The organism is Pseudoalteromonas sp. SD03, assembly GCF_040937955.1.
Taxonomy (GTDB): domain Bacteria; phylum Pseudomonadota; class Gammaproteobacteria; order Enterobacterales; family Alteromonadaceae; genus Pseudoalteromonas; species Pseudoalteromonas tetraodonis.
On the sequence record NZ_CP162515.1, the window covers coordinates 53,603 to 75,762 of the forward strand.

Below are 22,160 nucleotides of genomic sequence, written 5' to 3' on the forward strand. Positions count from 1 at the left end.
TACTCTCTCCGTTTAGTGTCAGCTGTTAGTGTCAGTGTTTGTTTTTACTGTTTGGTGTGTGGTATCTAGTGGAGTTAAATGCCATATATCATCACAATATTGACTAATTGTTCTGTCACTAGAAAATGAGCCACTGGCGGCAGTATTTAAAATACTCATTTGAGTCCAGTAGGTTTGATCTGCATAGGCTTTATCAACATCACGTTGCGCAGCTATATAGCTGGCAAAGTCATGGGCGGTTAACCAAGGATCGTTGTTACTTTTAATGCCATTAATCACATCGTCAAATAAGCCAGGTTCAAATAGATTGAAATGGCCACTTTCGAGTAAGTGCATCACACTATTCAAATCAGGGTTATTCGCAATTATTTCACTGGGGTTATAATGTGCTTTTATGTCGTCAATGTGCTCAGCTTGTGCGCCAAATAAGAAGAAGTTCTCAGCCCCAACAGCGTCACGTATTTCGATATTAGCGCCATCTAGGGTGCCTATTGTTAGCGCGCCATTCATCATAAACTTCATGTTGCCGGTACCTGAAGCCTCTTTGCCAGCGGTTGATACTTGCTCCGATAAGTCCGTTGCAGGGCAAATGGTTTCCATGGCGGTGACATTATAATTAGGTAAAAACGCGACTCTTAGAAAAGCAGATACCTGTGGGTCTTTATTGATCACCTCAGCAACATTATTAATGAGTTTAATGATTTTTTTAGCCATCATGTAACCCGGTGCTGCTTTACCACCTAATAAAACGCAACGAGGCACCATGCCTTGTGTGTCGCCACGGCGTATGCGGTCATATAAATGAATAACGTGTAAAATGTTAAGTAACTGGCGCTTATATTCGTGAATACGTTTTACCTGCACATCAAATAGCATATTGATATCAAACTCTACGCCACATCTTTGTTTTACTAAATCAACTAAGCGTTGTTTGTTTTGCTGTTTTGCTTGCTGCCACTTTATATGAAACTGCGGGTCATCGTAGTAACGACGTAATTGGCCAATTTGTGCAAAATCACCTATCCAGTCTTTGCCTATTTTTTCGCTAATGATCTGGCTTAAACTCGGATTGCAGTATGCAAGCCAGCGCCGTGGAGTAACACCATTGGTTTTGTTGTTAAATTTATCAGGCCATAGCGCGTAAAAATCTTTAAACAAACCCGCGGTTAATAACTGAGTGTGTAGCGCTGCCACACCATTGACAGAGTAACTGCCGACAATGGCTAAAAAGGCCATACGTATTTGCGGCTCGCCCCCTTCTTCAATTAATGATAAATCCCGTTGTTTTTGCACATCACCTGGCCAATGCATGGCCACCTCGGCTAAAAAGCGGGCATTAATTTCATAAATAATCTCTAAAATACGCGGTAATAATTTAGCAAATAACGATACCGACCACTTCTCTAATGCCTCTGGTAGTAAGGTATGATTTGTGTAAGCCATCGTTTTGGTGGTGATATTCCATGCCTGATCCCAATCCAGTTCATGGTCATCAACTAAAATTCGCATCAACTCGGCAACCGCAATACTTGGGTGGGTATCGTTAAGCTGAAACACATGATGCTGAGCAAATTCAGTAAAATCATTACCGTATTGTTCAATCCATTGTGTAAGTACATCTTGAATACTTGCCGATGATAAAAAGTATTGTTGACGTAATCTCAGCTCTTTACCATTTTCACTGCTGTCGTTAGGGTACAACACCATGGTTATTTGCTCAGCGAGATTTTTTTGTGCTACCGCTTCAGAATAACTTCCGGCATTAAATTCTGTTAAGTTAAATTCGTCCGTTGCTTCAGACTTCCAAAGTCTAAGGGTATTAACAATATTATTTTTATAGCCCGGAATAGGTACATCATAAGGCACTGCTAATACATCTTGAGAACTGATCCATTGGCGATGCTCACGGCCAAATTTATCGGTGTAGCTTTGTACATAACCAGAAAACTTAACCCGTTTAGCTTGCTCCGGTGCGCTCAATTCCCAAGGATGACCTTCTCGTAACCAGTTATCTGGTTGCTCAACCTGATTACCCTCTTTTATTGACTGATTAAACATGCCATATTCATAACGAATACCGTAACCGACTACTGGCAGTGCTAAACTGGCACAGCTATCTAAAAAACAGGCCGCTAGTCGCCCTAAGCCGCCATTGCCTAAACCGGCATCATGCTCAGCTTGTTCCACACTTTCAAGCTCAGTACAGTAAGCTTGCAGTGCCTTTGTAACTTGTGATTCTAAATCTAAATTTAATACTGCATTACCCAGCGCTCTGCCCATTAAAAACTCTAACGATAAATAGGCTGTTTTACGGCGTTTTTGTTGTTTTATTTGTTGATTGGTTTCCCTACAGCGTGCCACTAACCGGTCTCTGATCGTCAGTGCTAATGCATGATACAAATACAACTGTGACTCGCCCACCACATCACGCCCTAAGGTGTAATAAAAGTGCCGTGTTAAATCATCACTTAAAGTACTTTCGTCAATCACTGGGCCTGCTTGCCAGCCTTTTACTTCACACACTTGCTCGTCTTGCTTAGTCATAATCATCGCCTTCTAAATTGGCACTAAAAACCCAACTACTTTGTGCTGAAATATTCACGGTTGCATCTTCTTGAATAACAGATGATGCGTTATTTACACTTGATAACACTAACGTCCATGGCGCGATAATGGGCGATTGTGGTAATTGGCAGACCACAGGCTGTTTACTAGCATTAAGAATAATTAATAACGCATGCTTATTTTGCTTATCAAGTAAGCTATACATTAAAAATTGCCGTGTATCTTCATGCCAATGTGTTTCATCCATTTTTTTACCTTGCTCGGTAAACCACTTAACGGTGAAGCGCTCATCAATATCATCCAAAAACACACTGTGTTTAAATGCACTGTGACCACGCCTGATTTTTAGCGCATCATCAATAAACTGAATCAATGAATGATTCAGTTGTGAGTCTTTCCAGGCAAGCCAGCTGGTGCGATTATTTTGACAATAAGCGTTATTATTACCGCCTTGCGAGTGCGCCATCTCACTGCCAGCGGCTATCATTGGCACGCCTTTGGAGAGTAATAAGGTGAGTAGAAAGTTTTTTTGTTGTTGTAAGCGCAAACTCATTACTTCTGGGTCGCTGGTAAATCCCTCAACCCCGCAGTTAAACGAATAATTAGCGCTATGGCCATCTTGGTTGTTTTCACCATTGGCCTGGTTATGTTTTTGCTCATAACTGACTAAGTCGGCTAACGTAAACCCATCATGGCTGGTAATAAAGTTAATGCTATTTAGCGGGCCTCGGTTACTGTGTTCAAAAATATCAAACGAGCCATGTAAACGCTTTGCCACATCACTAATAATGCCTTTTTCACTTTGCCAAAAGCGTTTAATCACATCACGATATTGATCGTTCCACTCTCGCCAAGGTGAAGGAAATGCACCAAGCTGATAACCACCAGGGCCTATATCCCACGGCTCACTGATCAGTTTAACTTTATTTAACACAGGATCTTGGGCAATTGCTTGTAAAAAGGTGTGAGACGCACTAAAGCCCGTATTTGAACGCGCTAAAATGGTGGCTAAATCAAATCGAAAGCCATCAACGCCCATAACTTCAACCCAGTAACGTAAGCTGTCGAGTACCAATTGTAAGGTTTTAGGGTGATCGATATTTAACGTATTGCCACACCCTGTATCATTAATATAAACATTGGGTTGCCCCTCAATGGTGCGATAATATGTCAGGTTGTCGAGCCCTCGCAGAGATAAAATAGGGCCATCATTTCCTCCCTCTGCGGTGTGGTTGTATACCACATCCAAAATAACTTCAATATTGGCGCGATGTAACTCACTCACCATTTGTTTAAATTCGTTTATATCGTCATTAACCAAATAGTCTTTATGAGGAGTAAAAAAATTAAGACTATTATAGCCCCAGTAATTTTGCAGTCCTTTAGCGGTTAAAAACTGTTCGCTTATAAAAGCATGCACAGGCAAAAGCTCAATAGCCGTTACCCCTAAACTTTTTAAATGCTCAATAAAACTGGGATGACTCAAACCTAAAAATGTCCCTTGTAGCGCTTTAGGGATATCAGGATGGCGACAGGTAGCACCTTTAACATGGCACTCATAAATAACGGTATTGGCCCAACTATGCTTTGGCTTATTATTTGAATAAGCAACCGGCGCAGTCACTTTTGATTTAGGCATATCTATCGCATTATTAACCACGCTTTTAGTGCCAATGGGCATTTGCCCGTAATGACGTTCGCTCCAAGTAAATTCGTTAAACAAGTCTTTTGCATACGGATCAATCAGTAATTTATGCTCATTAAACAACATGCCTTTTTCTGGGCAGTATTCGCCATCAACCCTAAAGCCATACAATGCGCCTGTGCTTAATGGGGCTATGTGAATGCTCCATACGCCGCCTTCATTAATATTCATGGCTATTTTTAATATTTCTGTATGACCACTTTTATCAAATAAGCACACAAAAGCTTGGCTTGCATTAGGGGCATACAAGGCAAAGTTAACGCCTTGGTTTTGTACACTCGAACCCAGTGGCAAAGGCGCACCCTGAGTAACCTCAAAGCAATTACTCATCATTCACCTTTTCTAAGTAAAGTGTGGTTAAGCCACCAATATTAACTGTAATACTGTGATCAAACCCATGACTTGGCTGAACGACTGAATGGATAAGCTGGTTTTTATCCTCTGTGACACGATAACCTGAGCCAAAAAAGCAGACCTCATCGGTATTTAATACCACTTTATATGTGCCCTTCGCTGGCACACCTAAGGTGTAGTGTTGATAAGCCGTTGGTGTAAAGTTAGCGACAATAACCATAAAGTGGTCAGCATTTTTAGCATAACGAATAAAACTAAACATACTCTGCTGGCTGTTATTATTATCTATCCATGAAAAGCCCGTTGCACAGCTATCGAGCTCATATAAAGATGGATGCGCTTGATACACTTGATTAAGGCGTTTAACCGTATGCTGAATCCCTTGATGGCTTTGATGCTCAAGCAAGTGCCAGTCTAGTGAATGGTCATGATCCCACTCTTTACGCTGTGCTATTTCGGCGCCCATAAACAGTAATTTTTTACCTGGGTGTGCCCACATAAACGCATAATAAGCACGTAAGTTTGCAAACTGCTGCCAATCGTCACCGGGCATTTTGTTTAGTAGTGATCCCTTGCCATGCACCACTTCATCATGACTGAGCGGTAAAATGTAATTTTCACTAAATGCATACACCATAGAAAATGTCATTTTATGATGGTGATATTTTCTAAATAACGGATCTTGTTGCATATAATCTAAGCTGTCATTCATCCAGCCCATATTCCATTTATAACCAAAACCTAAGCCATTGTGTTCAACACTTTGCGTGACCCCAGGCCAAGCCGTTGACTCCTCAGCCACCATCATAATGCCGGGGTTATTTTTATAACTGCGTAAGTTCACTTGTTTTAGGCACTCTATTGCCCCTAAGTTTTCTCGACCGCCATAACAATTAGCTACCCACTGTCCTTCTTTACGACTGTAATCAAGGTAAAGCATTGACGCCACCGCATCTACACGCAGTCCGTCTATGCCAAATTGGCTAAGCCAATACATCGCATTAGAAATTAAAAAGCTTTTTACTTCAGGGCGGTCATAATTATAAATATAGGTGTTCCAATCAGGATGAAACCCTTGGCGCATATCAGCGTGTTCGTATAAATGGGTGCCATCAAAACAATGTAAGCCATGAGGGTCGCTCGGAAAGTGCCCAGGGACCCAATCAAGTAATATGCCTATGTTAGCTTTATGACATTGTTCAACTAAGTATTTAAAGCTGTTGTAATCACCAAAGCGGCTCGTAGGTGCAAACAGCCCTACTGGCTGATAACCCCAAGAACCATCAAACGGGTATTCACTGATCGGCATAAGTTGTAAATGCGTAAACCCCATTTCAATCACGTAGCTTACAAGCTTATCTGCAAGCTCGGTGTAACTTAAATAACGGTTATGCTCAGCGCGTTGCCAAGAGCCTAAGTGCACTTCATAAATACTGATAGCCGCATCAATATGATTACGCTTTTGGCGATTTATAATCGCTTGTTCACTTAGCAAAATAGGCGCTGGTTTGTACTGTAATATACTGGCAGTGCCCGGTGCTTGCTGCATTTTAAACGCAAAAGGATCGGCTTTATCTAAAACTTCGCCACTGAGCGTAGTAATAGCATATTTGTAGCACATGTCTGCACTTAAACCCGGGATAAATAATTCCCATACCCCACTTGCCGGATGAAATCGCATAAAATGGCGATTCGCTTGCCAAAAATTAAACTCACCAATAACCGATACACTGGCGGCATTAGGCGCCCACACACAAAAACGAACACCATCTACCCCTTGTTGTGTAGTAAATTGCGCACCTAGGTGAGTATAAGCATGCTCAAGGCTACCTTCGTTAAACAAGTACATAGCCTGTTCATCCAATGTACTGCTGAAGCTGTATTCATCGTAAAATGTAACATCGCTATTTTCATAACTAACCTGGCATTGGTAAACACTGCTAGGCATGCTTGATAACTCAGCGATAAATAAATCACTGTGTTTATAGCGTAACGCGCTAATAACTTGACCATCAATTAACAGTTCGACGCGTGATGCCGCTGGCAAATACACGCGTATTTCAGTGCCACTTTGGGTGTTGTGCGCGCCTAAAAAACTAAACGGGTCTTTAAATCGCCCTGCAGTTAATGCGTTTACCTGTGCGTCATAATCAACTAATTGCGTTGATACCCTATTTTTAGTACTGCCCATTTACGCATTCCTTATTGAATGTATTGCAGCCAAAAGAGCAGCATTATCTTTAAAAATATCGTCGCACGTATGTGTGAGTACCCGTCGCCAATTAGGATACTCTTTATCGGTGCCAGGAATATTGACTGGGTAGTGTTGCTTGTCTAAATCATCAAGCTGTAATGCAAATAAACGAGACGGCGATTTAGCTAAACATACAGCCAAAGCGCTATAAACGTCAAAAGCATCCGTGTTAAGTGACAAGGAAGTGTTTTGTGGATTTAAAAAGCGTAATAACCGGTGTTGCTCTTGCTCTCTCTGCTGAACTAACTGCTGATACTCATCAGTATCAATCAGCCCATACTGCTGTTTAATTTTTAAATCGCTATGCTGCCACCAGCCCACAAATGGCGGTACATCATGATTGGCTATCATCAGCAAGCATTGATCGCTAAGGTCATCGCTATTTACAAACTCATCATTTTGTTGTTTTTCAAAATAAAATAAGCTGTTTGAGAAAATGCCACTATCAACCAGTGCCTCTTTTACCTCAGGTGGTACAACCCCTAAATCTTCGCCTATTACGATGGCCTGATTAAGATGAGATTCAATTTTTAAAATTGCTAATAAATGCTCAAATGGGTAGTACACATAACAGCCATCTTGGGTATTATTGTTTATGAAACACCACCACAAACGCCTAATCGCCATTACATGGTCGATTCGTAAGCCGCCTACTGCATCCATATTGGCGCGTATGAGTGAACGATAAAACTGATAGTTATTGTCAGCAAGGCGCTGCGGGTTTATTGCTGGCAGCCCCCAATTTTGGCCGTTAGGTGCCCAAGGATCTGGTGGTGCACCAAGGGTTGCATCTTGACTAAATAATCCCTGCTGATATTTAAATTCAGTGCCATCATTAGCACAGCCCACCGCTAAATCATTGATTAAACCAATCGCCATCCCTTGCTCAATACAATGCTGTTGGCATTGCGTAAGTTGGCTGTGTGCTTGCCATTGGAGGTAATATTCAAATGTGGGCTCTGTGGTTTCTAACATAGCAAGTACATCACTGTACTGTTTACAAAACGCACTAAATTCGTTTTGCCGTGCTTGACTGCCCTGTTGTTGAAAATGCTTAAAAAGCAGCTTAAAAGCAGCATATTTACACTCAGTAACCGTTTTATAATCAATAAAGGCTACATCTTGGTCGCTGTATTTACTTGAGGTATAAGCAGATAACAACTCAGTTAAATCCGGATTGTTAAAGCTGTCTGGCGATAAATTAATTGCGATATATAGCGGATTGAGTAAGGCACGATTGTTTGGGTTGTAGGGGCTGGCGCACTCAGGGTTATCTGCAAACAATAAGTGCAATGGGTTAAGTAAAATATAGTCCATATTTTGCTTTGCACATAAGGTTGCCAACTCAAGTAAATCACTAAAATCACCAATCCCGAGTCCGGCTTTATTTTTTAATGTATATAACTGAATTGATAAGCCAAAGCGTTTTTTATCCGCTATTTGGTAGGCTTGTTCAGGGGTCGACCAAATTTGTGTTTTCGCTGATTGCTCACCCATCGTTAATAACGCATCATAATAGCCGGTTGGTAAATGCGTCAGTGGTAGCGCTATTTCTATATAACGACACCCATTTACAAAGTACTCACCTAATGCTGCATACTGAGCAATGTGTTCAAATTGCAGCTTTATATTTAATGCTGCCACAGTTAATGTAATTTTGTGATGCGTATCAGCTTCATTAACACGCACCTTTAGCACATTACTAGCCTGATCTATTATGCTAACAGCAGGTGCGAGTGTTAACCATGTAGCCGCATCCAATTGATAATTTAACTGGGTTATTTGCGCCGTATCACGTGTGTCAACGCCACAGCAGTGCAAAGCAGATTTACGTGTGTCTTCGCTAAATATAACGTGTTCACCCGTATACTTAGTGTATTCGTAACCAATACCATGCAAATAAAACAATTGCGATAGTGCGTCCATTCAGCGACCTTAATTAATGCGTTGTGTATTTACTATACTATTTTCTGTACCAAAATTATTAGCAATATACCCATCAGCCTGATGATCGTTATCCCACTGTTTACCATTTATTAAATAGCGAAAATGAAACTCTTTATCAACGGGAAGACGTTGCTTGCATTTAAATACGCCAAGCTTTTTGTTGTGCTTCATTGGCACCGGCTGCCAATCATTAAATTCTCCAAGTAAACAGACATCATCTGCATCTGGGTGAGAAAATTCAAAGGTTACTTCTGCTTCATTTTTTGTTTTAAAAAAGCGTTTATTCAACATAATAGGCTCCAACTAAACCATAAGGGTTATTCATCTTTGCCACAGGCCAAACAGCTTAAAAAGGCGATGTGGAATCCATTCATTCACATAAAAACAGCTTTAAAGTTAATCAAAACTTTATTTACGCATTATTACAGTGCGTTATTTATTTTACCGCACTGGTTTGGTGCAATTTTAACCATTAAAACTGATTTTTACGTAAGCACTGCAACTGAGCAACTTTTAAACCAACTACACCATAACAGCTAATTAATTTGCTTTTGTCCTTATACACATACTTATTAATTTTTATTACTACATTAAAACTATAAAAACCTTTAGCTTAACAACATCATCAGCGATAATAACTATCTACTCAGCCAACCCGATGAACACTTAAATACAATGTTGAAAAAAAGCATCCTTATTACTTCTGTTATCGTCTTTAGCATCATTACGGCTGTTGTAGGCAGTTCAATTTATACACTATATAGTAAAAAGGTGGTCTCTGTAGACCCAAAACTAAAAGAAATTTCAGGCATTGAGTTTGATAAACATAAACGGCTTTGGGCTATTAACGATAGTGGCGACGAGCCTAAGCTTTATAGGCTCAATGACGATGGTTCAATTGCAAAAGAAGTACTCGTCACGAATGCAAAAAATATAGATTGGGAAGATATGACGCAAAATAAGTTTGGTCATTTCTTTTTAGGCGACTTTGGTAATAATAAAAATGAACGTAAATGGCTAACAATTTATAAAATAGAAAACCCTATAGATATAAAAACCAATACAACAGAAGCTGAAATTATAAAGTTTACCTACCCAGAATTAGATGGCAGCCCAATACAACCTGATCAACGTAATTATGACTTAGAAGCGTTTGTCGCTTTTGGTCGACATTTATACTTGTTTACTAAAAATCGCACAGAGCCATTCGATGGAATTACTAACGTTTACAAAGTAGGCGACCATGCAGCGAATTTTGATGCCCAGCTGATAGATTCATTTAAAACGTGCACCACCATGGAAAAGCTTTGCTGGATCACATCCGCAGCACTTAGCCCAGATAGAAAAAAGCTCGCGCTATTAGATTCAACCAGTATTTGGCTGTTTGAAAACTTTAAAGGCGATAAGTTTTTCTCTGGCGATGTATTTAAAATTGACTTAGGTATTGTAACCCAAAAAGAGGCAATCACCTTTTATGATGACAATACCATCGCCTTTACCGATGAAGAATTCAAAGGCATTGGCGGCAATGTTTATTTTATAAAGCTCGACCAAGTAACCAAAGTGAAAGTGCAGCGAAGCCATCCTCAGCCGCAGTAGTTTAAAATAAATCTATTTCTGAGGAATTAACTTGTACACTTATTAAGTTCTCGGCAAGTAAATCTTCATAGATACAAAATTTATCTCGGCCATTATTTTTTGCATAATAAAGCGCTTTATCTGCGCTTTCTAGCACTGCAATTGGAAAATCATAAGGACTAATACGCGCTAAACCAGCACTGATCGTCATATTTTCAACAAAAGGAAACGATGTATTTCTAATGAGCTGTATAAATTCAGCCATTTTATTACTGATTGAGTCAGCATCTGTGGGCTCAAAAACAATCACGAATTCTTCCCCACCAAAACGAAAAATTAAATCTGTTGAGCGAAAAAAGTGACGCATTTTTTGCGCTAATACCAGTAACACTTCATCTCCACAGATATGACCGTATTGATCATTTATATTTTTAAAATGATCAATATCTAAAATAGCCAGCCAAGATGTTGATGCCTGCTTTTGTTGCCTTTTATCCTTATCTCGGGATGAGCCGTGCATTTTTAATACTTGTTTTTCAATTAGCTGTTTTATTTTTTTCTCAAATGTCTGTCTATTTAACAGCCCCGTTAATTTGTCTCTTTCGTTTTCATGGAGTATCACTAAATAGTTTTCAAATATGCGGCAAAAAGCATTTAGCATCACTTGAGCCGAACTATCTAAACTTTTTGAAACCACAGAAATGGCAGCAACTGTTTTTTCTTGGCGGGTAATGGGGAGCCAACGGCGTTCAATTCCATCGGCAGACTGAACAGTAATAATACAGGCAGAACGTAAACACGATAGAAGTTCATCCTCAGGCTGTGCAACAATTTGTCGTTGTACCCACTCGAATTGCTTTTCACCCGTCACTTTTAAGCAAAGACTTTGCTCAATAGTCAGTTGGCCTTGAACTTCTATATCTTTATAAACTGAGACTTCTTTACAGCCTATAAATTCTTGGATGGTCGATATCAAACTATATTCAAGAGAATCTACATCTCTATTTTTTGTTATTTTGATGACTGAATTCAGTAAATTTTCTTGCATTGTACTCCCTAAAGCAAACTGGGCGTTTGAGCATTAATAAAATTTAGCATAGACCACGCAGTGGAATATGCTAAATAAAAATTAAAGCATCAATGCTCATCCAGTTTAGGAGCCGCATTTTTAATAAATTAAGAACTGTAAGCGCTATTTTAGCTATTGGTCATGCAATTAATAAACTTCTCAGAGAGCTGTGTTATTGCCACTTTATCAGTGTACATAGGCTCGTTATTTTTTATTATAAACTCAGCACATTGTGCTTGAGATTGTTTGAATTTTTGCTTACATGAGTTTACCGATTCGCCAATTACTTCTTGGTAGATGCTTTCATCACACAAGCTATCGGCAAATTGACTCGCCCCGGTAATAATTTCATTAATGCTGACAGGAGAGGATTCTAATTTGAAGAATATATCGCTGTAAGTTTCAACCGTTATGCTCTGTGCAGGGTCAAATAAAGTCGCTTTTGCACTTAAATATGAGCCACCTATTAATAATGCCACAGCAGCCATTGTTGTGTATTTCATAACATTTCCTTATAAAGTCTTTGCGCAGTGGTGCCAAAAACGTCCTATTTCACTCACACCTTATTAGCCAATGCTAATAAGATTAATAACTGTATTGATGAGATTTTTTAAGTACTGGAGGATTGCAACAAATGCAGGGCAATAAGCCTATTGATTTGGTTAAAAACATTCCTTGTTCCTAATATCAAGTAGACTACAATCAAGTTAGCTTAAATGCAAATAATTAATGCTCACTTAATGTACTAAATAAATCGAATTAACGCTTAAATTTAGTCTCTAAAATAACCGATGAACGGGTACGCTCTACCCCATCTAAGTTACCAATATCATCAAGTAAGTGGCTTAACTGCTCAAGGTTCTGTGCTTCTACAATAGCAATTAAATCAAACTCTCCACTAATTGCATACAACTGAGAAATCGCATCAATTTGCTTTAATTCAATATTAGTTTTTGTTGTTAGCTTCTGTTTTACTTTTATTGAAACATGCGCAGAGACCAAGCTATTTAAAAAGTCATCTCCAAAGTCAACGCTATAACCCTTAATGATCCCACTTTGCTCTAATTTTAGCATTCGGCTTTGCACCGTTGAACGAGATAAACTCAAATGCCTTGCAAGATCAGAAATGCTAGCACGGGCGTTCGTTTTTAATACTGAGAGTAGTTTTTCATCTTGGGGAGTTATCATAATGCTAATTAAATTCGTTAATTTGACTATTATTCTAATCATTTTTCACAAAATAGCACTGCAAATTTCATTCATAACCTTTGATAATGACATTTTTAATAAGTAAAACACATTGTATTGCTGAATCATCCTGACCTTATCGTTATTTTTTCAGCAACGTATTTTTTTATGTGAATAATTTAGGTGTAAAAATGCAAGTAACCAGAGATTTATTTAACGACGTAATGGTCCCTAATTACAACCCTTCAGCTGTTGTTCCTGTTCGCGGTGAAGGCTCACGTGTGTGGGATCAGAACAATAACGAATTTATCGATTTTGCCGGTGGTATTGCAGTTAATTGTTTAGGGCATTGCCATCCTGCATTAGTCGGTGCACTTAAAGAGCAAGGCGAAAAAATTTGGCACTTATCAAATGTAATGACCAATGAGCCAGCTCTTCGTCTAGCTAAAAAAATGGTTGATGCCACGTTTGCTGAAAAAGTTTACTTTGCAAACTCAGGGGCTGAAGCAAACGAAGCAGCATTAAAATTAGCACGTCGCTTTGCACTGGATAAATTTGGTGCTGAAAAAACTAAAATTATTGCTTTCAATAAAGGTTTTCATGGTCGTACATTTTTCACTGTAACAGTGGGTGGCCAAGCTGCTTATTCTGACGGTTTTGGTCCAAAACCTGCTGATATTGTTCATTGTGACTACAATGATATTGCCGCTTTTGAAGCCTTAATTGGTGATGATACCTGTGCGGTAATGATGGAGCCATTACAAGGTGAAGGCGGCATTGTGCCACCAACTAATGAATTTGCACAAAAAGTACGTGAACTGTGTACTAAACACAACGCACTACTTATTTTTGATGAAGTGCAAACCGGCGTTGGCCGTACAGGTCACTTATACGCATACGAAGGCTTAGATGTTATTCCTGATATCTTAACGACGGCTAAAGCCTTAGGTGGCGGTTTTCCAATTGGCGCTATGATCACCACCACGGAAATTGCAGCACACCTAAAAGTAGGCACGCATGGTTCTACATATGGTGGTAACCCGTTGGCTTGTGCTGTTGCAGAAGCGGCATTTGATACCGTTAATACGCCTGCTGTATTAGATGGCGTAAAAGAGCGTGAACAAATGTTCCGTGATGGCTTAAATGCAATTAATGAAAAATACCATGTATTTAGCGAAGTCCGTGGTAAAGGCTTACTAATCGGTGCGGTATTAAATGAGAAATTTGAAGGCCGTGCTCGTGACTTTTTAGTAGCAAGTGCAAATAACGGCTTAATGAACCTAGTAGCCGGTATGAACGTTATTCGTTTTACACCTTCATTAGTGATCCCATTTGAGGACATTAAAGAAGGCTTAGCTCGCTTTGAAAAAGCAGTTAGCGATGTAGTAAACGGTTAATAACTAAGTAAAACATAACTAAGTCCTGAGGCAAACACACGTTTACCTCAGGATTTTATATGTTGTTGGAGCAAGTAGTTAATGCAAGTATTACGTCCTATTACTGTCAATGATTTTGCAGCACTTAAAGAGATTGCTATTGAGTCTGGCCATGGCTTTACCTCTTTACCTGTCGATGATGGGCAACTACAAGAAAAAATTGATCGTGCGCAAAACAGTTTTACTAAAAACGTAGATAAGCCCATCGACGAAAGCTATCTATTTGTTTTAGAAGACAGTGAAACCGGCAAGGTAATTGGCACTACCGCCATAGAAGCGGCCGTCGGGTTATCTGTACCTTTGTATCATTATCATCTAGGTAAAACCGTTCACCATTCACCCACTTTAAACGTTTACAATACCGTAGATATTTTGAGTATGTGTAATGACTACACTGGCTGCTCAGAAATATGTACTTTATTTTTACGTGAAGACAGTAGAAAAGGCCTGACGGGACGTTTTTTATCACGTTCACGTTTTTTATTTATGGCGCAACACAGCGAGCGCTTTGCCGACACAGTAATTGCTGAAATGCGTGGTGTTAGCGATGAAGACGGTCACTCGCCATTTTGGCAATGGTTGCAGGAACACTTTTTTAGCATTGAATTCCCACAAGCCGACCATTTAGTGGGGTTAGGCGATAAAGTGTTTATTAGCGAACTCATGCCTAAATACCCTATCTATGTGAATTTGCTGAGCAAAAAAGCACAAGCGGTTATTGGCCATGTGCATGATAAAACCAAACCAGCACTAAAACTGCTAGAAAAAGAAGGTTTTGAACACCGCGGATACGTTGATTTATTTGACGCAGGCCCAACTGTAGAAGCAAAACTTGGTAATATTCGCAGTATTCGTGATTCACAGGTGTGCCCTATTACTATTGGCGAGCTTGAACATATCAATGAGCAAAGCTCAGACACCCTTGCTATTTGTAATCAAGGGGTTAGTGATTTCAGAGCCACATTCACCAAACATGCTCATTACAATCAGGCAAAGCACACCTTAATCATCAGCCAAGAAGTAGCTGATGCACTTCATTTAAAACAAGGAGATGCAGCGCGATTTTTCCGCCTGTAACATTATTTATGAACACACAACTAATTAATAATCAATGGCTTGTAGGCAAAGGCCCTGCGTTTGATTCTATTAACCCAAGTAATGGTGAAATTGTATGGCAAGGTAAGGGCGCCAACGCAGAGCAAGTTGACAGTGCCATAAAAGCGGCAAGAGCCGCGCAAGTTCAATGGGCAGACATGCCAATTGAGCAACGTATTACTATTTTAGAAAACTTCGTAGCCCAACTAAAAGAACACAGCGAAGAGTTTGCCGCTATTATTGCTCGTGAAACAGGTAAACCGCTATGGGAAACACGCACAGAAGTGGGCGCGATGACAGGCAAAGTGGCCATTGCGATCCGTGCTTATAATGAACGTACTGGTACAACCGAAAACCCAATGCCTGGTGCAAAAGCCTTTATTCGCCACAAACCTCACGGTGTGGTCGCTATTTTTGGTCCGTATAATTTCCCTGGGCATTTACCAAACGGCCATATTGTACCAGCCATACTAGCCGGTAATACCGTGGTATTTAAACCATCAGAATTAACTCCTCATGTAGCGCAGTTTACCTTAGAACTATGGTTAAAAGCAGGCTTACCTGCTGGGGTTATAAACCTTGTTCAAGGTGAGTTAGAAACAGGTAAAGCGCTGGCCTCACATCAAGATATAGATGGCCTATTTTTTACTGGTAGCTCAAACACAGGTCATTTATTACATAAACAATTTGCTGGCCACCCAGGTAAAATTTTAGCGCTTGAAATGGGCGGTAATAACCCGCTAGTGGTTAAAGATGTTGCTGATGTTAGCGCCGCTGTGCACGATATTATTCAATCGGGTTTTATCACCTCTGGCCAACGCTGTACTTGTGCACGCCGTTTATTTATTGAAAAGTCGCCCAATGGCGATGCTATTTTAGAAAAGCTGATCAGCGCCACCAAAAATATCTTAGTAGACGATAGCTTTGCGGACGATCAACCTTTTATGGGTGCTATGATCAGTGAAAAAGCCGCATTAGGCATGGTGGCAGCGCAAGCTGAGCTAGTTAAAAAAGGTGCTGAGATTCTTGTTGAGCTTAAACAGTTAAAATCAGGCACTGGGTTTGTAAGCCCAGGCATTATTGATGTCACTAACATTAGCGAAATTGCCGATGAAGAACACTTTGGCCCGCTTATAAAAGTATATCGTTACACTGATTTCAATAGCGCTATAACAGAAGCAAACAACACCAGCTTTGGTTTATCTGCTGGTTTACTTGCTGATAGCGAAGATGATTACAGTCACTTTTTAAAACGTATTCGTGCCGGCATTGTTAACTGGAACCGCCCTATTACAGGCGCATCAAGCGCAGCGCCATTTGGTGGTATAGGTGCCAGTGGCAACCACAGAGCCAGTGCATACTACGCTGCAGATTATTGCGCATACCCAGTGGCCTCTGTAGAGTCAGAAAAAGTTAATTTACCGCAAACCCTCGCGCCGGGCTTAATAATTGAATAACAATTTAAACAGATTTAAGGATTTACCATGCATACTGATGTAAACACATTATTTGATAACCTGTGGCAAAACTACCTAAGCGTAACGCCATCGGCTGACAAAATTCATGACCTATTAGGCTCAACGCAAAAAGACGACATAATCAACGATCATATTGCGCTGCGTACTTTTAATATTGAAAAAGTAGGCCTTGAAAAACTAGCTGCACACTTTTTAGCCATTGGCTACAAAGAATGTGGTGAGTACCATTTTGAAGCAAAAAAACTCTACGCTAAGCACTACGAGCACAGCGATCCAACGCAACCTAAAGTGTTTATTTCTGAGTTATTAGTTGAAAAATGCTCGCCTGAGCTTCAAGCAATTGTTACTGATATGGTTGCACAAATTGACGAAAGTGCGGTGACTGCCGATAACTTTTTATATTCAGGTACACATTGGCAAGTAAGCACTGATACTTACAAAAAGCTATTAGCAGAGAGCGAATATGCGGCGTGGATGTCTGCGTGGGGTTACCGTGCAAATCACTTTACTGTGAACATTAATACCTTAGCTAAGTTTGATAACATCCATGATGTAAACCAAGCTCTTAAAGATGCTGGCTTTGCGCTTAATACCTCAGGAGGCGAAGTAAAAGGCTCACCAGAGGTGCTATTAGAGCAATCATCAACATTAGCTGATGAGTACGCCGTAACCTTTAGCGATGGCGATATGCGCATTCCTAGCTGTTTTTACGAGTTTGCTATTCGTTATCCAAAACCTGATGGTGAAATTTACACCGGTTTTGTCGCTGCCTCTGCAGACAAAATATTTGAAAGCACCAACGCACGATAACCAAAGTGTGTTGAATTTAAAAAGCCCACTTTTGGGCTTTTTTTGTGCCTAATGAACGGCTTAAAACAATTTTATTTATCGATGAAACAATAAAAAATGAGAATAATCAATTGCTCCCCTATAGGCATGCAGGCTTATGTGTGTAAACTTAAACACAGTTGCTCATTTCAACTACGCTTTTTGCTAAAGAAGGAGCCGCTTTCCTCTTTAATATTATAAAAACAACGGCTTATAGTCATTTTCTAATTGTTCAAAAGACAAATCGCCAATAAATCGACCAAAGCTGAGCCACGTAGCAAGGCCTCTTAAATCTTTAAAATGAGGCGGCACAAATTGCGGATTATCAATGACACCTAAGTCATGCAATTGCGATATTAATCTAAAGTCATCAATTGATATTTTACCCACCAGCAATAATGGCAACTGATCAATTCGACCAAGCTGTATCGCCACCCTAATTAAGTTGTAAACTAAAACAAAGCCTTTTATGTAAGCAATATCTTTGGTAAAGGGTAAGCCGGTTGCGGTACTGCCTCTAAAAACGCGCTGTGCAAGAGTATAGCTGTCGTCTTTTGATAAACCTTGAGCAACGTAATCTCGGTAAATATCGATAAACTCAGCACCATCAATTACTTTCGTCACCGCTTGAATACGGTTTACTAATTTTGATAAACGACGTGGTGTTGATTTAAGAGTAATAATTTCCGTCAGTACTGCAAGCCCCTCTTGGGTCACCGTAGAGCTTGGTGTGCCTTTACTCAAGCAAGTTAAATAAGGTTGCGCTAAGCCATTTTGAGTGGTGCCTACATGGATCCAGCCCTCGTGCACTTCTAAAATATCTAATTCGCGCTGAGAAAACTTAACATCTTGATTGAGCTTAATATTATTAGCACCTGCTGCCGCATCGCTGACAATACCATCACTTAGCATCACTTCTACGTTTATTCCCGGCATGCTGGCATTGACCTGTTCAGATAAAATCCGCACCGCGTCGCTGGCATCAATATTTTTAGGATCTTCAGGCAAAATATCCGCTGCAAGTAAATTTTTTAAAGGCTGTTCAAGCATATTAGCCAGTTCTGATAGAGATGGCTCACCAGCATGAAACAAATCTTTAGGATGACCAAATAGCTCCACTGATAAGTCATGAAACTCTGGCGTACCGCGGTATTCAAGCATGCTCAGAACCGTTTTATATTCGGTACACATTTTACCCATATATTGTGCAATTGGGTTTAATTGCCCCAACTGGTTAATAATATTGCGGTGCAGTGTTGAAAATGCTTGGCGCAACTCGCTAGGAACAAATCCTAAATCGCGCTGTTGATAATAAGCACGATCAATAAGTGGATTTTTTTGACATTTTTGTCTAAAAAATTCCTCTTTAATTTGTTTATCCCAATTTATTGCATCGAGTATTCTAATGGGTGTTTGCAATGCAATGAGTTGGTCGGATAATTCACGAGTTTTCAAAAGTAACGCTTTGTCTATCATGGTAAAAGCTCAACAAAAAGTGAACTTTGAGCATAATTTATAAATGAAAAATAACAAAGCAATATCATACTTTTTAGACTATTGTTTTTATGATGATCGACCCTCACTTCTATAGCGTATGAGTGATTAAATAAAAGGGACAAACAATGAAAAATGAAATCGACAATAAACAAATTCTAGCGGTTTACGAACGCATTCAACAACGCGGAGAAGTCACAGAAGAAGGTAAATTTTATCAAGGGATCACTGCATATTCTGATATAGATGGCTACACCGTCTATTTACAAGGCAGTGGTGTTTTACTTCGCTTTGGGTTTCATAATACTTATCACCTTGATTATGAACACGACAAACACAAAGACGACTTTTTGAAAAAACTTTACAACATAGCTAATGAAGAGTGATGCGATCAACAAATAGAAGAAACAGACCAACCAGTTCGCGCAATTTGCAGTTTATTAATCAAGTTATTGCGCAATTAAAAGCAGAGCCTAAAAAGCTGCAACTCATCAAAAACAACCTTGCTTATTACCGTGCGCAAACGCATTTAAAGCGTGGGTTTTTACTTGCAATAGAACGTTTTGATTGGGTATTTGAAGCGACCGATAATATTGATGAAATTTGCGATCAAATTATGGCTGACGATTATATTGGCAACCGTTTAAGACGTTATCCTTTGCTCTTTAAAGGCGTTGTTGAAACCTAAACAGCGTCTTTATTTATCTCTTCACTTAGTTAACATTTCTGTAAATTAATCTCATATTTCACTTCCTAAATCTTTTTTCTTGGATCTTCCCACAAACTCGCCTTACCGCTTTTTAAAGTAACCTGCCCACAAAAAATACAATTAGTACTCTAATAGTTATCACACTAATAAATAAATCACTAAAAGTTTCAACAATTGTGTAAACAAATAATTACACCGCAAAAAGCAATCAAAAAAACACACGTAACAAATTGTTATTAAATGATATTTTATAAAAATTCAGCTTGTTAATATAACTTCATTTTAGACTTATTTTATTAATTATTTATCCACATTTCAGACACTCACCATTTTCACGAACCTTGAATTGTTAGAGCTATTACCTTAAGCTTATCTTTATTGAACGATCAATTAATAAAAATTATGCCTAAAGTTGGAATGGAACCTGTAAGGCGTCAGCAGCTAATTGACGCAACAATAGAGTCAGTTGCTCAAAAAGGGTTACAAGCAACCACAATTAATAGTATTAGCAAAAATGCGGGGATGTCTTCTGGCATAATTAGCCATTACTTTGGTGGGAAACAGGGGCTAATTGAAGCAACTGTGCGTTACTTACTGTCTAACTTGAAATATGACTTGATCAGCAAAGTAGATGAAAAGACCACGCCAACTCAAAGGTTAATGTTTATTGTTGAATCAAACTTTGCGCTAGTACAACAACGAAAAGACACCACTCGGACGTGGTTAAGTTTTTGGGCGCAATCAATGCACGACAAGGAACTTCATCGTTTACAAAATGTAAACAGCAAACGCTTGCAAAGCAATTTAACCGTTTCATTTAAGCAATTAATGCCTTTAGCGCAAGCAAACCTCGCGGCAGAGTTAACCGCAGCAATGATCGATGGTTTATGGCTACGAGCCGTATTAAGCCAATCAGACGAAAATCAGTTTAAACACAGTGAATCACTGGCTAAAAACTACGTGCATTCACTTATCAAGCAATATGGAGCCTAACGTGACTACACCTATCTATCAAAACTTTATCAACGGTCAATTCCTTGCAAACAAAAGCGGCGAAACATTTGATGTAGTAAATCCTGCAACCGGCCAAGTAATTTATGCCGTTGAAGTTGCCGATGAATACGTTCAAAACGCAGCAATTGAAAGTGCAAAACAAGGCTTTAAAGTTTGGTCAGCCATGACCCCTATTGAGCGCAGCCGTATTTTATTAAACGCCGTTGCTATTTTACGCAAGCGTAATGATGAGCTTGCACTAGTTGAAGTGCTCGATACCGGTAAACCAATGCAAGAAGCTAACTGCGTAGATGTTGAAACAGGCGCAGATGTAATTGAATATTTTGCAGGCCTTGCCCCTGCGCAAGTTGGTCAACAACAAATGGTTGGCGATGATTTTTACTACACACGCAAAGAGCCTTTAGGTATTTGTGCTGGTATTGGTGCATGGAACTACCCATTACAAATTGCATGTTGGAAGTCTGGCCCTGCCCTTGCTGCGGGTAATGCATTTATTTTTAAACCTTCAGAAGAAACCCCGCTTGGCGCAATTAAATTAGCCGAGGTATTTATTGAAGCAGGTGTACCCGCTGGCGTATTCAATGTAGTTCAAGGCGCGGGTGAAGTAGGCCAATGGCTTACTGCACATCAAGATATTGAAAAAGTATCGTTTACTGGTGAAGTAGGTACCGGTAAGAAAGTCGTCGCCAGTGCAGCAGGTACATTAAAAGATGTGACTATGGAACTAGGTGGTAAATCGCCGTTACTTGTCTTTGACGATGCCAATATAGAGCAAGCAGTAAGCGCGGTAATGTTAGGGAACTTTTATACCCAAGGTGAAATTTGTACTAATTGCACTCGTATCTATGTTCACAAAAATGTGTACCAGCAGTTTATTGATGAGCTTAAAACTCGCACCGAAAACAATATTATTGCCGGTGATCCACAAGATTTAAACACTAACTTTGGCGCGCTTATTTCTAAAAAGCATCAAGATTTAGTGCTGAGCTACATCAACAAAGGCCTTGAAGAAGGGGCAACGCTATTAACCGGTGGCTCAACGCTTTCACCAGCATCTGCGCCAAATGGTTATTTTGTAGCGCCAACCGTATTTGTTGATTGCAACGATGAAATGACGATTGTTAAAGAAGAAATTTTTGGCCCAGTAATGAGCGTTTTAGTATTTGATGACGAAGATGATGTAATTGCACGTGCTAACGGCACTCACTTAGGTTTAGCTGCTGGCGTATTCACAAGCGATATTAAACGTGCTCATCGCGTTATTCATCAGCTACAAGCGGGGATTTGTTGGATCAATGCTTACGGTAACTCGCCGGCAGAAATGCCTGTAGGTGGCTATAAGCAATCAGGTATCGGCCGCGAAAACGGCATACAAACGCTTGATCATTACACGCAAACTAAGTCTGTTTATGTTGGTATGGCTGACATAGAAAGCCCATTTTAAGG

Annotated in this window: 18 protein-coding genes; 9 read left to right on the forward strand and 9 right to left on the reverse strand. The window is 39.7% G+C overall.

The window, feature by feature from the left end; genetic code table 11:
• Positions 1–18: 18 nt before the first annotated feature.
• The 5 genes from ABZP26_RS16705 to ABZP26_RS16725 are packed head-to-tail and all read right to left on the reverse strand — an operon-like array spanning position 19 to position 9,116.
• Positions 19–2,544 (reverse strand): glycogen/starch/alpha-glucan phosphorylase, encoded by a 2,526-nt coding sequence (locus ABZP26_RS16705; RefSeq protein ID WP_368485762.1) that lies wholly within the window; start codon positions 2,542–2,544, stop codon positions 19–21.
• Entirely contained in the window at positions 2,537–4,600 is a 2,064-nt protein-coding gene (gene glgX / locus ABZP26_RS16710; RefSeq protein ID WP_368485883.1) for a glycogen debranching protein GlgX, read from the reverse strand. The genes ABZP26_RS16705 and glgX overlap by 8 nt, the downstream gene beginning before the upstream one ends.
• The gene (gene glgB, locus ABZP26_RS16715; RefSeq protein WP_368485763.1) at positions 4,593–6,815 is read right to left on the reverse strand and encodes a 1,4-alpha-glucan branching protein GlgB; all 2,223 of its coding nucleotides are present in this window, start codon (positions 6,813–6,815) and stop codon (positions 4,593–4,595) included. The genes glgX and glgB overlap by 8 nt, the downstream gene beginning before the upstream one ends.
• Entirely contained in the window at positions 6,816–8,804 is a 1,989-nt protein-coding gene (malQ, locus tag ABZP26_RS16720) for a 4-alpha-glucanotransferase (RefSeq protein WP_368485764.1), read from the reverse strand.
• Positions 8,805–8,813: 9 nt separating this feature from the next.
• The gene (locus ABZP26_RS16725) at positions 8,814–9,116 is read right to left on the reverse strand and encodes an isoamylase early set domain-containing protein (protein ID WP_013463235.1); all 303 of its coding nucleotides are present in this window, start codon (positions 9,114–9,116) and stop codon (positions 8,814–8,816) included.
• A gap of 384 nt (positions 9,117–9,500) precedes the next feature.
• On the opposite strand from ABZP26_RS16725, the gene ABZP26_RS16730 reads away from it, so the two are divergent.
• Positions 9,501–10,424 carry a hypothetical protein gene (locus ABZP26_RS16730; RefSeq protein ID WP_028834784.1) on the forward strand — a complete coding sequence of 308 codons (924 nt, stop codon included), beginning with the start codon at positions 9,501–9,503 and terminating at the stop codon, positions 10,422–10,424.
• A 1-nt stretch (position 10,425) separates the two neighbouring features.
• On the opposite strand, the gene ABZP26_RS16735 is transcribed toward ABZP26_RS16730, so the two are convergent.
• The 3 genes from ABZP26_RS16735 to ABZP26_RS16745 form a co-directional block, all read right to left on the reverse strand.
• On the reverse strand, positions 10,426–11,451 hold the full coding sequence (locus tag ABZP26_RS16735) for a GGDEF domain-containing protein (RefSeq protein WP_064663028.1): 1,026 nt from the start codon (positions 11,449–11,451) through the stop codon (positions 10,426–10,428).
• Between the two features lie 149 nt (positions 11,452–11,600).
• A complete protein-coding gene (locus ABZP26_RS16740; RefSeq protein ID WP_008112502.1) occupies positions 11,601–11,975 on the reverse strand; it encodes a hypothetical protein in 375 nt (124 codons plus the stop codon).
• A gap of 256 nt (positions 11,976–12,231) precedes the next feature.
• Positions 12,232–12,660: an Lrp/AsnC family transcriptional regulator gene (locus tag ABZP26_RS16745; protein WP_013463231.1), complete on the reverse strand. Its 429-nt coding sequence runs from the start codon at positions 12,658–12,660 to the stop codon at positions 12,232–12,234.
• A 191-nt stretch (positions 12,661–12,851) separates the two neighbouring features.
• On the opposite strand from ABZP26_RS16745, the gene ABZP26_RS16750 reads away from it, so the two are divergent.
• The 4 genes from ABZP26_RS16750 (at position 12,852) to ABZP26_RS16765 (ending at position 17,479) form a co-directional block, all read left to right on the forward strand.
• Positions 12,852–14,057, forward strand: coding sequence for an aspartate aminotransferase family protein (locus ABZP26_RS16750; RefSeq protein ID WP_024600888.1), 1,206 nt, complete (start codon positions 12,852–12,854; stop codon positions 14,055–14,057).
• 81 nt (positions 14,058–14,138) lie between these two features.
• Positions 14,139–15,173, forward strand: coding sequence for an arginine N-succinyltransferase (astA, locus tag ABZP26_RS16755; RefSeq protein ID WP_013463229.1), 1,035 nt, complete (start codon positions 14,139–14,141; stop codon positions 15,171–15,173).
• A gap of 8 nt (positions 15,174–15,181) precedes the next feature.
• Positions 15,182–16,648, forward strand: a complete 1,467-nt coding sequence (gene astD / locus ABZP26_RS16760; protein WP_368485765.1) for a succinylglutamate-semialdehyde dehydrogenase — start codon at positions 15,182–15,184, stop codon at positions 16,646–16,648.
• A 27-nt stretch (positions 16,649–16,675) separates the two neighbouring features.
• Positions 16,676–17,479, forward strand: coding sequence for a DUF1338 domain-containing protein (locus ABZP26_RS16765; RefSeq protein WP_064663026.1), 804 nt, complete (start codon positions 16,676–16,678; stop codon positions 17,477–17,479).
• A gap of 213 nt (positions 17,480–17,692) precedes the next feature.
• On the opposite strand, the gene ABZP26_RS16770 is transcribed toward ABZP26_RS16765, so the two are convergent.
• A complete protein-coding gene (locus ABZP26_RS16770) occupies positions 17,693–18,973 on the reverse strand; it encodes a flavohemoglobin expression-modulating QEGLA motif protein (protein ID WP_368485766.1) in 1,281 nt (426 codons plus the stop codon).
• Positions 18,974–19,119: 146 nt separating this feature from the next.
• On the opposite strand from ABZP26_RS16770, the gene ABZP26_RS16775 reads away from it, so the two are divergent.
• From ABZP26_RS16775 to betB, 4 genes are all read left to right on the forward strand, one after another.
• Positions 19,120–19,377 carry a DUF3081 domain-containing protein gene (locus ABZP26_RS16775; protein WP_013463225.1) on the forward strand — a complete coding sequence of 86 codons (258 nt, stop codon included), beginning with the start codon at positions 19,120–19,122 and terminating at the stop codon, positions 19,375–19,377.
• Positions 19,377–19,679 carry a hypothetical protein gene (locus tag ABZP26_RS16780; RefSeq protein WP_064663024.1) on the forward strand — a complete coding sequence of 101 codons (303 nt, stop codon included), beginning with the start codon at positions 19,377–19,379 and terminating at the stop codon, positions 19,677–19,679. The genes ABZP26_RS16775 and ABZP26_RS16780 overlap by 1 nt, the downstream gene beginning before the upstream one ends.
• A gap of 438 nt (positions 19,680–20,117) precedes the next feature.
• On the forward strand, positions 20,118–20,693 hold the full coding sequence (gene betI / locus ABZP26_RS16785) for a transcriptional regulator BetI (RefSeq protein ID WP_024600892.1): 576 nt from the start codon (positions 20,118–20,120) through the stop codon (positions 20,691–20,693).
• A gap of 1 nt (position 20,694) precedes the next feature.
• Complete coding sequence (gene betB, locus ABZP26_RS16790; RefSeq protein WP_368485767.1) at positions 20,695–22,158, forward strand: betaine-aldehyde dehydrogenase; 1,464 nt, start codon at positions 20,695–20,697, stop codon at positions 22,156–22,158.
• Positions 22,159–22,160: the final 2 nt, after the last annotated feature.

What these genes read in the sequence shown, in the direction of transcription:
- ABZP26_RS16705 (WP_368485762.1), bottom strand. Translation starts at nt 2,544, where the DNA reads ATGACTAAGCAAGACGAGCAAGTGTGTGAAGTAAAAGGCTGGCAAGCA.
- glgX (WP_368485883.1), bottom strand. Translation starts at nt 4,600, where the DNA reads ATGAGTAATTGCTTTGAGGTTACTCAGGGTGCGCCTTTGCCACTGGGT.
- glgB (WP_368485763.1), bottom strand. Translation starts at nt 6,815, where the DNA reads ATGGGCAGTACTAAAAATAGGGTATCAACGCAATTAGTTGATTATGAC.
- malQ (WP_368485764.1), bottom strand. Translation starts at nt 8,804, where the DNA reads ATGGACGCACTATCGCAATTGTTTTATTTGCATGGTATTGGTTACGAA.
- ABZP26_RS16725 (WP_013463235.1), bottom strand. Translation starts at nt 9,116, where the DNA reads ATGTTGAATAAACGCTTTTTTAAAACAAAAAATGAAGCAGAAGTAACC.
- ABZP26_RS16730 (WP_028834784.1), top strand. Translation starts at nt 9,501, where the DNA reads ATGTTGAAAAAAAGCATCCTTATTACTTCTGTTATCGTCTTTAGCATC.
- ABZP26_RS16735 (WP_064663028.1), bottom strand. Translation starts at nt 11,451, where the DNA reads ATGCAAGAAAATTTACTGAATTCAGTCATCAAAATAACAAAAAATAGA.
- ABZP26_RS16740 (WP_008112502.1), bottom strand. Translation starts at nt 11,975, where the DNA reads ATGAAATACACAACAATGGCTGCTGTGGCATTATTAATAGGTGGCTCA.
- ABZP26_RS16745 (WP_013463231.1), bottom strand. Translation starts at nt 12,660, where the DNA reads ATGATAACTCCCCAAGATGAAAAACTACTCTCAGTATTAAAAACGAAC.
- ABZP26_RS16750 (WP_024600888.1), top strand. Translation starts at nt 12,852, where the DNA reads ATGCAAGTAACCAGAGATTTATTTAACGACGTAATGGTCCCTAATTAC.
- astA (WP_013463229.1), top strand. Translation starts at nt 14,139, where the DNA reads ATGCAAGTATTACGTCCTATTACTGTCAATGATTTTGCAGCACTTAAA.
- astD (WP_368485765.1), top strand. Translation starts at nt 15,182, where the DNA reads ATGAACACACAACTAATTAATAATCAATGGCTTGTAGGCAAAGGCCCT.
- ABZP26_RS16765 (WP_064663026.1), top strand. Translation starts at nt 16,676, where the DNA reads ATGCATACTGATGTAAACACATTATTTGATAACCTGTGGCAAAACTAC.
- ABZP26_RS16770 (WP_368485766.1), bottom strand. Translation starts at nt 18,973, where the DNA reads ATGATAGACAAAGCGTTACTTTTGAAAACTCGTGAATTATCCGACCAA.
- ABZP26_RS16775 (WP_013463225.1), top strand. Translation starts at nt 19,120, where the DNA reads ATGAAAAATGAAATCGACAATAAACAAATTCTAGCGGTTTACGAACGC.
- ABZP26_RS16780 (WP_064663024.1), top strand. Translation starts at nt 19,377, where the DNA reads ATGCGATCAACAAATAGAAGAAACAGACCAACCAGTTCGCGCAATTTG.
- betI (WP_024600892.1), top strand. Translation starts at nt 20,118, where the DNA reads ATGGAACCTGTAAGGCGTCAGCAGCTAATTGACGCAACAATAGAGTCA.